At 56.7% G+C, this 12974-nt stretch carries 10 protein-coding genes; 4 read left to right on the top strand and 6 right to left on the bottom strand.

The annotated features are described in order from the left end of the window. Window positions 1-13 precede the first annotated feature (13 nt). Window positions 14-367 (bottom strand): DUF962 domain-containing protein, encoded by a 354-nt coding sequence (locus Mag101_RS09115; protein WP_077403810.1) that lies wholly within the window; start codon window positions 365-367, stop codon window positions 14-16. A 270-nt stretch (window positions 368-637) separates the two neighbouring features. Between Mag101_RS09115 and Mag101_RS09110 the strand changes: the two genes are divergently transcribed. Continuing rightward, entirely contained in the window at window positions 638-1861 is a 1224-nt protein-coding gene (locus Mag101_RS09110; protein WP_077403807.1) for a CaiB/BaiF CoA transferase family protein, read from the top strand. A gap of 61 nt (window positions 1862-1922) precedes the next feature. Here Mag101_RS09110 and Mag101_RS09105 read toward each other — a convergent pair whose 3' ends face one another. Continuing rightward, window positions 1923-2495 (bottom strand): DUF934 domain-containing protein, encoded by a 573-nt coding sequence (locus Mag101_RS09105; RefSeq protein WP_077403804.1) that lies wholly within the window; start codon window positions 2493-2495, stop codon window positions 1923-1925. Beyond that, window positions 2479-4143 (bottom strand): nitrite/sulfite reductase, encoded by a 1665-nt coding sequence (locus tag Mag101_RS09100; protein ID WP_077403801.1) that lies wholly within the window; start codon window positions 4141-4143, stop codon window positions 2479-2481. The genes Mag101_RS09105 and Mag101_RS09100 overlap by 17 nt, the downstream gene beginning before the upstream one ends. Before the next feature lie 294 nt (window positions 4144-4437). Between Mag101_RS09100 and Mag101_RS18230 the strand changes: the two genes are divergently transcribed. Beyond that, window positions 4438-4572, top strand: coding sequence for a hypothetical protein (locus tag Mag101_RS18230; RefSeq protein WP_257787922.1), 135 nt, complete (start codon window positions 4438-4440; stop codon window positions 4570-4572). Window positions 4573-4678: 106 nt separating this feature from the next. Here Mag101_RS18230 and Mag101_RS09095 read toward each other — a convergent pair whose 3' ends face one another. Together Mag101_RS09095 and metH are read right to left on the bottom strand one after the other, a co-directional pair. Continuing rightward, a complete protein-coding gene (locus Mag101_RS09095) occupies window positions 4679-4903 on the bottom strand; it encodes a DUF2970 domain-containing protein (RefSeq protein WP_077403798.1) in 225 nt (74 codons plus the stop codon). A gap of 104 nt (window positions 4904-5007) precedes the next feature. Continuing rightward, the gene (metH, locus tag Mag101_RS09090; RefSeq protein WP_077403795.1) at window positions 5008-8703 is read right to left on the bottom strand and encodes a methionine synthase; all 3696 of its coding nucleotides are present in this window, start codon (window positions 8701-8703) and stop codon (window positions 5008-5010) included. A 178-nt stretch (window positions 8704-8881) separates the two neighbouring features. Here metH and Mag101_RS09085 point away from each other — a divergent pair, with 178 nt between their 5' ends. Then, on the top strand, window positions 8882-9559 hold the full coding sequence (locus Mag101_RS09085) for a type 1 glutamine amidotransferase domain-containing protein (protein ID WP_077403792.1): 678 nt from the start codon (window positions 8882-8884) through the stop codon (window positions 9557-9559). Between the two features lie 122 nt (window positions 9560-9681). After that, entirely contained in the window at window positions 9682-10284 is a 603-nt protein-coding gene (gene nfuA / locus Mag101_RS09080; RefSeq protein WP_077403789.1) for a Fe-S biogenesis protein NfuA, read from the top strand. 80 nt (window positions 10285-10364) lie between these two features. Here the strand turns inward: nfuA and hrpB are convergent, their stop codons facing one another. Then, window positions 10365-12908, bottom strand: coding sequence for an ATP-dependent helicase HrpB (gene hrpB / locus Mag101_RS09075; RefSeq protein WP_077403786.1), 2544 nt, complete (start codon window positions 12906-12908; stop codon window positions 10365-10367). Window positions 12909-12974: the final 66 nt, after the last annotated feature.

Below are 12974 nucleotides of genomic sequence, written 5' to 3'. Positions count from 1 at the left end.
GGATCCGGCAATCTCAGCGTTCGATTTTGCCGATCAGGATGTCTTTAAACATGACGAAGTCGCCCCACAGAGAATAAAAGGGGTTTTTAAATGTGGCAGGACGGTTGTGCTCAAAAAAGAAGTGCCCGACCCAGGCAAAGCCGTAGCCCGCCACTGGTACCGCCCACAGCAATGTCCAGTTGCGGCTGATGATGGCGGTAATAACCAGGCTAATCACCAGCGCAGTGCCCACAAAGTGCAGCCGGCGGCAGGTTAGGTTGCTGTGTTCGTTCAGGTAAAACGGATAGAACTCGCGGAAAGAGGTAAAGCGCGGGGTTTCGCTGGCCTTATCTTCATTTTGCGGTGTCTGCATAGTGTTTTCTGCCATCTCGCTATCCTGTTTGTTGTTTATTTTTATAGGGTGTTGGTTGGGATGATACCGGTTCATCGCCGATTCTAGCGGCAAGCAGGGGCTTGCGCTGGTCGGAAAAGGACATGCCATTTTGGCCACCAGTGTGCCCCACAAGCAAGGGTGGAGCGCAATTATCGTGACTGGCTTTCGACCATCGGGTGTCAAATCTGATAATCTTGCCCTCAAATTTGTGATCACTTTTTCTGGCGCCCCAGCGCTTTCAGAGCGAATACATAAGGAAGTTTTATGTCTGGCCCGTTATCTCATCTCAAGGTGCTCGACCTGAGTCGAATTCTGGCCGGCCCCTGGGCCAGTCAGGTGCTGGCGGACTTTGGCGCAGAGGTCATTAAGATCGAGCGCCCGGGCAAGGGTGACGACACCCGTCATTGGGGGCCTCCCTACCTGCAGGATGCCGAAGGCAACGACACCACGGATGCAGCCTATTACTTGAGCGCGAACCGCGGCAAAAAGTCCATAACGGTCGATATCACCAAGCCCGAGGGCCAGGCGTTAATTAAGGACCTCGTCCAGCAATGCGACATTTTGCTGGAGAATTACAAGGTGGGTGGCCTGGCAAAATACGGCTTGGACTATGCGTCGATACACGCAATTAACCCGCGTATCGTTTATTGCTCCATTACCGGATTCGGCCAGACAGGCCCCTACGCGCAGCGCGCTGGCTACGATGCCATGATTCAGGGGATGGGTGGCCTGATGAGTATTACCGGAGTGCCGGAAGGGCTACCTGGGGCCGGCCCTCAGAAAGTGGGTGTTGCCGTGGCGGACCTGATGACTGGGATGTATGCCGTTTCCGGTATCCTTGCGGCAGTAGTGCATCGGGAGAAAACCGGCGAGGGGCAGCAAATCGACCTGTCCCTGCTGGATACCCAGGTCGCCTGGTTGGCCAATCAGGCCCAAAACTACCTGGTATCAGGCGTCAGCCCCGAGCGCCAGGGTACCGCACACCCAAACATTGTCCCTTATCAGGCGGTTCCGGCGAGTGATGGTTACTTCATGTTGGCGGTCGGCAACGACACGCAGTTCCAGAAATTTTGCCAAATTGCCGGTCTGGATGCGGTTGCACTAGACCCGGCGTATGCGACGAACCAGGGGCGGGTAAAGGCGCGCGAGATTCTCGTTCCTTTGGTGGAGGCCGCAACTGCCGCCAAGCCCGCCGCGTGGTGGTTGGAAAAACTCAGCGATGCCCATGTGCCCTGTGGGCCAATAAACAATTTGCAGCAGGTGTTTGCGGATCCGCAGGTACAGGCCCGTGGCATGGTGGTTGAGCAGCCGCACCCGGAGGCGGGCAGTGTGCGCACCGTGCGCAACCCGTTGGGCTTTTCCGCGTCTCCCCTGGCTTATCAGGATGCGCCACCCACCTTGGGCCAGCATACGCAAGCGGTGCTGGCCGATGAGCTGGGATTGTCCCCGGAACAAGTTGCTGCGCTGCGGGATAAGGGAGTCATCTGATTAAAAACAAAAAAGCCCGGCAGAAACCTGCCGGGCTTTTTTGACTTGGTTACCGCTTCGCTCAGGCGAGTGCGCGCCGGCGGTGGATTGGCAACGGCTGGTCTACCGCGGCCTGGTAGCTGTCACTGAAGTCGCGCAGCGATTCAGTTAATCCACTCAGGGGCTGGTCACCCTGGAACGCGAAGGCGTTAAAGCCACAACGGGTCAGGTAAGTGAGTTGGTCGCGGATAAAATTGCCGACCGCACGCATTTCACCGGTAAAGCCATAGCGCTCACGCAGCAGGCGTGCTGCGGTAAAACCGCGGCCATCGGTAAATGCCGGGAAGTGCGCGGCAATGAGCGGCAGTTCACTGGCGTACTCGCCAATGAGGTCAGCAGTTTCATCGCTGTCGAGCCACACACCAATCTCTTGTTTGCGGTCTTGCAGTGCTTCGCGGAGGGCCAACCATACGCTCGCCGGCAAGATGATTTTGCCTGCGGCCAACTTGTCGGCGGTAATTTCTTCTTCACCAGTCAGCGGCAGCAGGTTCCACTGGTTGTCTGCTACTTCCCCATCAAGTATGAGTTGTGCTGGATTTTCTGGTTGTGCACCTACCGGCTTCTTCGCCGCGGAGTTATCAGCTGGCTTTGGCATACACACGCTCCTTGAATGGCTGCAGCCCGATACGGTTGTAGGTATCGATAAAGAATTCTTCCGGCTGGCGGTTCTCGACAAACACATCGAGAATCTTGCCAATGATTGCTGGCATTTGGTCACGGGAGAAGCTGGGGCCAAGTACCTTGCCGAGGCTGGCGTCTTGGTTGGCGCTGCCACCGAGCTGAACCTGATAGAACTCCTCGCCTTTTTTATCTACACCGAGAATGCCGATGTGGCCGATGTGGTGGTGGCCACAGGCGTTCATGCATCCGGAGATATTGAGGTCCAAGTCACCCAGGTCGTATAGGTAGTCCAGGTCGTCGAACTTGCGCTGAATGGCTTCCGCCACCGGAATGGACTTGGCATTGGCCAGGGAGCAGTAGTCGCCGCCCGGGCAGCAAATCATATCGGTCAGGGTGCCGATGTTCGGAGTGGCAAAGCCGTGCTTGCGTGCCGCTTGCCAAAGTGCGAACAGTTTTTCCTGCTCTACGTCTGCCAGTACCACGTTTTGCTCGTGGGTTACGCGCACTTCACCGAAGCTGAATTCGTCGGCCAGGTCGGCGATTGCCTCCAGTTGACGATCGGTCACGTCACCCGGCGGGATACCGGTTGGCTTGGTGCTCAGGGTAACTGCCTGATAGCCCTCTACGCGATGCGGAAAGGTGTTGCGTTCCAGCCAGCGGGCAAACGCTTTGTCATCACCGGCCTGATCGCGCAGTACGGCTTCGCCGTGGCCGGCTTTGAAGGTTTTGTACGGTTGCTCTGGGAAGAAGCGCTTGGCCCATTCGATGGCCTCGACGGTGAGCTCGTCGGCGCCGTCTTTGATTTGCTCCCACTCCGCTTCTACGCGGCGGGCAAATTCCTCGGGGCCCATGGCTTTTACCAGAATCTTGATGCGCGCCTTGAACTTGTTATCGCGGCGGCCCAACTGGTTGTACACGCGCACGATGGCTTCGAGGTACGACAGCAGGTGGGTTTCCGGCAGGAAGTCACGAATGGCCACGCCCAGAATTGGGGTGCGGCCGAGGCCGCCGCCAACAAATACCTGGAATCCGCTCTCACCCTGGTCATTTTTTACGATCTGCACGCCGATATCATGGGCGCGAATCGCTGCGCGGTCTTCTTCAGTACCGCAAACCGCAATTTTGAACTTGCGCGGCAGGAACGCGAACTCCGGGTGGAAGGTGGACCACTGACGTATCAGCTCGCAATAGGGGCGGGGGTCGACGAGTTCATCACCAGCGACACCAGCGAACTGGTCGGTGGTGGTGTTGCGGATACAGTTACCACTGGTTTGCACCGCGTGCATCTCGACTTCCGCCAGTTCCGCCAGGATATCCGGTACATCTTCCAGATTCGGCCAGTTCAGCTGAACGTTCTGGCGGGTGGTGAAGTGGGCGTAGCCCTTGTCGTACTTGCGGGTAATGTGTGCCAAGCGACGAACTTGGGTGCTGTTCATCAGCCCGTAGGGCACCGCAATGCGCAACATGGGGGCCAGACGCTGCACATACAGGCCATTTTGTAGGCGCAGGGGCAAAAATTCTTCTTCGCTCAGCTCACCGGCGAGATAGCGTTCGGTCTGGCCGCGAAACTGGGCCACCCGTTCCCGGATCAGCTTGTGGTCCTGTTCGTCGTATCGATACATAAGAGCTTGATTCCATTACATTTTCGCGCCGGCTCAGCAGCGCCCAGAGGGTCTTCTGGAGTCTATCTATGACCCTGAGTGGCGCATAACATACCAGCCGCCTTATACAAAAAATAACAATTTTTTTCGCTACCTTAGTAACAGAAGGTTATAAGTAGCCGATGCCACTGGCGTTGGTGAATATACGTGCAGTTGCACCGCCTGCAGGGATTTGATCTACTTGAGAAACCGCGTTTTTTAGCGGTGCTGCTACCTTAAAAACAATAATGATTTCTTGAGTGACGGAGTATTCCGATGAACGACCAAGTAGTAAGAGAAGTAGTAGTTGTATCTGACGATAGCGATAATGCTGTAGACGCCATTGCGGCGGTGGCACTGGTGGCCATATTCGTTGCAACCTGCGTGTACTGGGTTGCCTCTCAAGGCTAATCTCAGTCCCTTCCTCGCTGCGCTAAACCCGCTTCGCTCCGATCGTTTGTCGGTGTGGAGTAGGTTGGCGATTGCCTGGTGACCAAGTGTTCGGCGCGATTTGGGTTTATCCCATATTGCTTAGCACTGTTTTCACTACCAGGATCAGCACCGCAACAAATGCGGCGGTGAAGATAATGCCTGCAGCAATGTAGGCCTTGAAGCTGCCTGCCTTGAAATCCCTTTCGCGATTCTTATCCGACTGCACGCCCACCGCTGCAGCCAGGGTGCTGAGCACAACCTGGCCAAACGATGGTTTCTGCTGCCGATCTTTGTCGTCGGTGTGATTCATACCGGATTCCTTTTTCCAGCGAACGCGTATTTTTCTTTCGATACTTTTCCATCCAGGACTTTCCATCCAGGACGGCCGACGCCCCGTCTTCGACTATCCCTTGATTAGTCTTCTAGATTGGGTCGCAGCCAGCGCTCCAGTTCATCTACTTGCATGCCCTTGCGCTCGGCGAGGCTCTCCAGTTGGTCCCGCGATATTTTGCCAACATTGAAATACTTGGACTCCGGGTGGGCAAAGTAGAGTCCGCTTACCGCGGCGGCGGGCATCATGGCAAAGCTAGAGGTTAATTCGATACCGGCATTATCTTCTGCACTCAGCAGTTTGAACAGCGTGGCCTTCTCGGTGTGGTCCGGGCAGGCGGGGTAGCCGGGTGCAGGGCGGATGCCGCTATAGGCTTCTTTGATCAGCTCTTCATTGCTCAGTGTTTCTTCAGCCTGGTAACCCCAGTAATTTTTGCGCACTTCACGGTGCAGGTGCTCCGCGAAAGATTCAGCCAGACGGTCGGCCAGCGCTTTTACCATGATTGCACTGTAGTCGTCGTGCTTGGCTTCGTACTCGGCGGCAAGCTCGTCGGCGCCGATACCGGTTGTCACAGCAAAGCCGCCGACATAATCCGTAACACCGGAGCCAACTGGTGCGACAAAGTCTGCCAGTGAGCGGCAGAAGCCATCTCCACCGCGCTTCATTACCTGCTGGCGCATCTGATGCAGGCGCGCTCGTTCTTCGGTGCGGCTCTCATCGGTGTACACAACAATGTCATCGCCATCGGCATTGGCTGGCCACAGGCCGAATACGGCGCGGGCTTTCAGACGCTTGTTCTCGATAATATCGGCAAGCATGGTTTGCGCACTTTTGAACAGGTCGGTAGCGGCTTCGCCTACTACTTCATCGTTCAGAATGGCCGGGTATTTGCCGGCGAGATCCCAGGAAATAAAGAACGGTGTCCAGTCGATGGTGTCCACCAGTTTATCCAGTGGGAAGTCATCCAGTACGGTCAGGCCCGGCTTGTTTGGAATGGTGGGCGAGAAGTTCTGCCAGTCGAACTGTGGGCCGCTTTCCAGTGCTTTCGCATAGCTGAGGCGGGGGTCGTTGCGTTTGCGGTTCGCCGTGCGCTCACGCACTTTTACATATTCATCCTTTACGCCCTGCACAAAATCGGGGCGCAGTTCAGCGGACAGTAACTTGCTCGCGACACCGACAGCGCGGGACGCATCGGCGACGTAAACCACCTGGTTGCGCTTGAACTGCGGTTCAATTTTAACCGCGGTGTGCGCCTTGGAAGTGGTGGCGCCGCCAATCATCAGCGGAATATCGAACTCGAGACGTTCCATCTCTGCGGCAACGTGCACCATTTCGTCCAACGACGGAGTGATCAGGCCGGAGAGACCGATGATGTCGCACTGCTTTTCTTTCGCGGTTTGCAGAATGGTTTCCGCGGCCACCATGACACCCAGGTCAATCACCTCAAAGTTATTGCACGCAAGTACTACGCCGACGATGTTCTTGCCGATATCGTGCACATCACCTTTTACCGTGGCCATCAGGATACGGCCGTTGGATTTACTGTCTGCGGTTTTTTCCGCTTCGATGTACGGCTGGAGATAGGCTACGGCCTGCTTCATGACACGGGCCGATTTCACCACCTGCGGCAGGAACATTTTGCCCTCGCCAAACAGGTCACCGACCACATTCATACCGTCCATCAGCGGTCCTTCGATAACGTCCAGTGGACGTGTTGAGGCCGCGCGGGCTTGCTCGGTATCTTCCTCGATAAAATTGTTAATACCTTTTACCAGGGCGTGCTCGAGGCGTTTTTTCACCGGCCACTCTCGCCACGCGAGGTCTTCCTTGCGCTCGGCGGTGCTGCCGTCACCGCGGTATTTCTCGGCGATATCCAGTAGTGCTTCGGTGGCCTCGTCATTGCGGTTAAGGATGACGTCCTCTACTTTGTCCCGCAGTTCATCGGCCAGGTCGGTGTAGACCTCCAGCATGCCAGCATTCACGATGCCCATGTTCATCCCGGCTTTTACCGCGTGGTAGAGGAATACCGAGTGGATGGCTTCGCGCACCGGGTTGTTGCCGCGGAACGAAAAGGACACGTTGGAAACGCCACCGGATACGTTGGCACCGGGCAGGTTTTTACGAATCCAGCGGGTGGCTTCGATAAAGTCCACCGCATAGTTGTTGTGCTCTTCGATCCCGGTCGCCACCGCAAAAATGTTCGGGTCGAAAACGATATCCGTGGGATTGAAACCCACCTTATTTACCAGCACGTCGTAGCTACGTGTACAGATTTCTACCTTGCGTTCGAAGGTGTCGGCCTGTCCGGTTTCGTCAAACGCCATCACGACAACCGCGGCACCGTAGCGCAGGCACAAGCGTGCTTTCTCGATAAACTCTTCTTCACCTTCCTTCAGGCTGATGGAGTTCACGATGGGTTTGCCCTGAATGCACTGCAGGCCGGCTTCGATCACCTCCCATTTGGAGGAGTCGACCATAAACGGCACCTTGGCGATGTCGGGCTCGGTCGCGCATAGATTGAGGAAACGACGCATAGCCGCCTCGGAATCCAGCATTGCCTCATCCATGTTGAAGTCGATTACCTGAGCGCCGTCTTCCACCTGGGCGGCGGCGATTTGCAGTGCAGTATCGTAATCCTCTTCCATGATCAGGCGCTTGAAGCGCGCGGAGCCGGTAACGTTACAGCGTTCACCGACATTCACGAACAGCGCGTTTTCGTCTGCCACATATGGCTCAAGGCCAGACAGGCGCAGGGCGGGTTTGATTTCGGGCAGCTTGCGTGGTGCAACATCGGCGACCGCGTCGGCAATCGCGCGAATATGGTCGGGTGTGGTACCGCAGCAACCGCCGAGAATGTTCAGGAAGCCTGCGCGGGCGAATTCAGATACCACGGCCGCGGTTTCTGCCGGCGTTTCATCGTATTCGCCGAATTCGTTCGGCAGTCCCGCATTCGGGTGCGCGGAGACATGTTCGGCGCAAACGCTGGACAGTGCTTCGACGTAAGGGCGTAATTCAGTGGCGCCCAGGGCACAGTTGAGGCCGACCGAGATAGGTTTGGCGTGGGCAACGGAGTAGTAGAACGCTTCGGTGGTCTGTCCCGACAGGGTACGCCCGGAAGCGTCGGTAATGGTGCCGGAAATCATAATCGGCAACTCAAACCCGCGTTGTTCAAATACTTCCTGCACCGCGTAAATCGCCGCCTTCGCGTTCAGTGTGTCGAAAATGGTTTCGATCAGGATGATATCGGACCCACCATCGATCAGCGCGTTGGTGGACTCGATGTAGTTCTCTACCAGCTCGTTGAAGGTGACGTTGCGGGCACCGGGATCGTTCACGTCCGGTGAGATGCTCGCGGTGCGCGAGGTTGGGCCGAGTACGCCAGCCACATAGCGAGGTTTTTCTGGCGTGGAGTATTGATCGGCAGCGCGCCGAGCGACCTCGGCCGCGACGCGGTTAAGCTCCGGCACCAGATCTTCCATGTCGTAATCGGATTGCGACAGGCGTGTGGCGTTGAAGGTGTTGGTTTCAATAATGTCCGCGCCGGCTTCCAGGTATTCGCCGTGGATGCGCTCGATCAGATCCGGCTGGGTAAGGACCAATAGGTCGTTGTTGCCCTTGATGTCGGAGGGGTAGTCGGCAAAGCGCGCACCGCGGTAGTCGGCTTCTTCCAGCTTAGCCCGCTGAATCATGGTGCCCATGGCACCGTCCAGAATCAGGATGCGCTCGCCCAGGGCGGCGTATAACTGCTTCAGGCGTTGATCGCGGGACTGCTCAGACATCGGATTTTCCTTAAACCAGGGATCAAAAGGGCGGCAATATTAGCACAGATACCCCTCTGCATCGGCTTTCTGGTCACTTCGTAAGATCCTGTTTTTATGCTGATCAAACAAAAGGTTATAGCGCTGCGAGCTACACTCAGAGTGCTCACAGCATGACTCAAAGCATGAGGAGACGCGCGTGAAGATACTGATGGTATTAACCTCCCACGACCAACTGGGAGATACCGGGCAAAAAACCGGCTTTTGGCTCGAGGAGTTCGCCGCTCCGTACTACGTATTTGTGGATGCGGGGGCAGATATCACCCTTGCTTCCCCGAAAGGCGGTCAGCCGCCCATCGACCCGAAAAGTGACGCGGACGATGCCCAGACTCTGGCGACACGTCGCTTCAAGAGTGACGGCTTGGCGCAGCAGGCCCTTGCGAATACCAAGTCTCTGGATGAAGTCGATGTGGAGGGTTACGACGCGCTGTTTTATCCCGGCGGTCACGGTCCTCTATGGGATCTGGCTGAGGACCAGCGCTCCATTGCGCTTATTCAGGGCTTCTATCGCTCAGATAAGCCCGTGGGTGCGGTATGCCACGCACCGGCAGTGTTTCGTCATACCGTAGATTCCCACGGTGACCCACTGGTTAAGGGCCGCAAGGCCACCGGGTTTAGCAACAGTGAAGAGGAGGGGGTCGGCCTGACCGACGTGGTCCCATTCCTGGTGGAAGACATGCTGAAGCAGCATGGTGCCGACTACTCCAAGACCGATGACTGGCAAAGCCATGTCACCACTGACGGCTTGCTGATCATGGGACAGAACCCCGCGTCTTCGGAGGCCACGGCGCGCGCGCTGCTGGGGGCTCTGGCATAACTGCGGCCGGGTATGCCCTTTGTGGTCGACTTTACTTGCGGGGATTAGCGCGTAGAATACCCGACCATAGAGCTCGGTTATTCCGTGCCGGCCATTGCAAGCCCTGAGATTTGAGAAGGTCTATGTCAGAACAGTCGTCAGAATTGAACGTTACCATCACCGAGTCTGCCCAGGAGTATCTGCGAGACCTCCTGTCCAAGCAGGACTGTGAAGGTATTGCTATCCGTATGTTTGTCTCCAACCCGGGTACCCCAAACGCGGAAACCTGTATCGCCTACAGCCGTCCAGGTGAAGAAAAAGAGGGCGACCTGGAAATGCAGCTAGATGGCTTCAAAGCGTTCTTTGAAGGCCGCAGCGTGCCCTACCTGGACGAGGCTCGCGTTGATTACTCGGCGGATAAAATGGGTGGTCAGCTGACCATTCGTGCACCCAATTCCCGCATGCCCAAAGTCACCGATGACAGCCCGATCGAAGATCGCATCAACTACGTGCTGTACAGTGAGGTAAACCCCGGTCTGGCCTCCCACGGTGGTCAGGTGAGCCTGGTAGAAGTTACCGAAGACATGTTTGCGGTACTGAAGTTTGGTGGTGGCTGTCAGGGCTGCGGTATGGTCGATATGACCCTGAAAGAGGGTGTCGAGAAAACCCTGAAAGAAAAGGTGCCGGAGCTTGCGGGCGTGAAGGATATTACCGACCATTCTGACAAATCACAGGCTTACTACTGATCCTGCCTGATCCTGCAAGCAGACATAAAAAAACGCGGCCCGGGCCGCGTTTTTTTATGTCTGTAAGATTTACCCGCGGTCTAACCATTCATCCGCTTTTTGGTTTTACTGGTCGCTTGCGCCGTGGTGGGGTCATCCGGCCAGAAGTGTTTCTGGTATTTAATACGTAATTCCTTTTTCACTTCCTGATAGGTATTTTCCCAGAAGCTCGCCAGGTCGCGAGTGACCTGCACCGGACGTCGCGCTGGGGACAGCAGGTGAATCATTAGTGGGTAGCGACCGTTAATGATCGTCGGGGTTTGCCCGAGGCCAAACATCTCTTGTAAGCGAACAGGTAAGACTGGCGGTGTCTCCCCGTAGTCAATGGCGATACGGGAGCCGCTGGGCACTTGAATGTGGCTCGGTGCCAACGCATCGAGTTGTTGCTGGGTGGACCACTCCAGTTGTGAGAGCAGAATGCTTTTGAGATCCAGCTGCTTCAACTGGTCCAATTTGCTGAAGCCGTTCAGGTGCGGGAGCAGCCACGACTCAAGGGATTCAATTAGGGCGGCTTCGCTCCATTCGGGCAATGCCAGTCCACTCAGTAAGTCGGCAAATTGTTCCCGCTCGCGGTAAAGAAAGCGCACGCGTTCCAGCAGGTTCTCCGAATCTTTCGTCCAGGGCAGCAGCCTCAAACCACCCTGTCGAATGGCGTCGAGCAACGCGCGGCTGATCAGCTCGGGAGAAATATCCTGCGCGGGCTTTTCCTCCAGTATCAGCTTGCCAAGCAGGGTCTGCTTGCTTGCAATAGCGCGGCCAGCACTATTATCCCAGCGCACAGCCTCTCGTTGCTCAATAAGCTCGGAAAAGTACTCGTGCAGAAGTTCTCGATCAATGCGCGCTGCCAGTTGAATGCGCGCGTCGCGACCCTGGCCATCAAGGTCTGCGATGACGAGAAACGCTTCCTGGGCCAAATCGTCGTCATGGGAGAAGTGGGCGCCGCGCCCGTTCGAAAGCAGGAAGCGCCGTTCGCGGTCGTGTCGATTTTTTGCAATTCTGTCGGGATAGGCGAGGCCGAGTAAAATACCGGTAGCGTCCCGGGCGTCCGCGATTGCCGCTGAAGTGGTATCTCGCTCCGTGAGTTGGGCACGCCAGGTCTTCGCCTGTTGGTGGATACGTTGAATCGAAGCGAAGTCGGCGCGGCTGTTTTTGGTGCGCCCGAGCAATACTTCCATGCGTTTGTGGATGTCTCTATCCCAGCGCTGCTCCCCGCGGAAGATGTCGCGCTCCGATAAAAGTGCTGCGAGTAGGGTGGCCGGCTCCTGCAGACCCAGTTCCACGCTGCACAACATCATATGGGCCAGTCGGGGGTGGGTGCCGAGCTGCAGTATTTTCTGCCCGTGCGGGGTAATCCGCAATTGCGTATCGAGCGCTCCTAGCTCGATCAGTAATTCCTGTGCTTGTGCTGTCGGTCCCGGTGGTGGCAGATCCAGCCAGCGCAGTTCACTCGGTTCGCTCACGCCCCATTGGGCCAGTTCGAGCATCACCGGGGCCAGGTCACTTAACAGTATTTCAGGGCTGTTCTTTTTCGCCATGCCCCGCTGTGTTGATTCGCTCCACAGGCGCAGGCAATACCCTTCACTGAGTCGTCCGGCACGGCCGGTGCGCTGGGTGGCAGAGGCCTGGGATATCTGTGTGGTTACCAGGCGATTCATACCGGTATTCGGGTCGAAGCGCGATTCCCGCATAAGCCCCGCATCCACCACTACACGGATACCTTCGATGGTTAGAGAGGTCTCGGCAACATTCGTGGCGAGCACAACTTTGCGCTTGCCATCGGGGCAGGGCGCGATGGCGGCGTCCTGCTGCTCTTTCTTAAGGTCGCCATAAAGCGGCGCGATTAATATCTGTGGCTGATTGCCGAGAGACTCCCTAAGTGAGCTTTCTACCTGGCGTATCTCGCCGACTCCTGGGAGAAACACAAGCACGCTTCCATCCTGCTGTGCCAGCAATTCACTCACTTTGCGTGCCACCGTTGTCGGCAATTGGCGGAAGTTCTCAGGTACCTGCGGGTGGGGGAGGTACGTAATATCGACAGGGAAAGCGCGGCCTTCACTAGTAATCACCGGGGCCTCGCCGAGTAGGCCGGCGACGGCTTCCGCATCAAGCGTTGCCGACATGACCAACAGCTTTAAATCTTCACGCAACACCTCCTGAGACTGCAGGCATAGTGCCAGTGCCAGGTCACCCTGCAGATTGCGTTCATGGAATTCGTCGAAAATGACCAGTGCGGTATCGGTGAGCTCGGGGTCTGACTGCAGCAAGCGGGTGAGAATCCCTTCGGTCACCACGAGGATGCGCGTATCGCGGCCGTATTTACGCTCTGCGCGAATCTGATAGCCGACGGTTTTACCCACCGGCTCGCCAAGCAGGTCGGCCATACGGGCGGCAGCGGAGCGGGCTGCCAGACGCCGGGGCTCCAGCATGATGATTCTGCGGCCCTCAAGCCACGGGCTATCCAGCAGTGCCAGTGGCACCGCGGTAGTCTTGCCGGCGCCGGGGGGCGCCTGCAGAACGACATTGTTTTCTTGGTTGAGGCGGTCGCGCAGTTGGGGCAACACCTCGTGGATAGGTAACTCAGACATAGCTGGTATTATACCGGGCAAAAGGCGTGGTGCGGCGAGGTCCGCATCATTGGCGCCACAGGTGCA

Origin of the sequence: Microbulbifer agarilyticus (assembly GCF_001999945.1) — a bacterium.
In the GTDB taxonomy this organism is placed as follows: Bacteria; Pseudomonadota; Gammaproteobacteria; order Pseudomonadales; family Cellvibrionaceae; genus Microbulbifer; species Microbulbifer agarilyticus_A.
The sequence above is the reverse complement of the archived record's forward strand: the minus strand, read 5'-3'. Positions and strand labels throughout refer to the sequence as shown.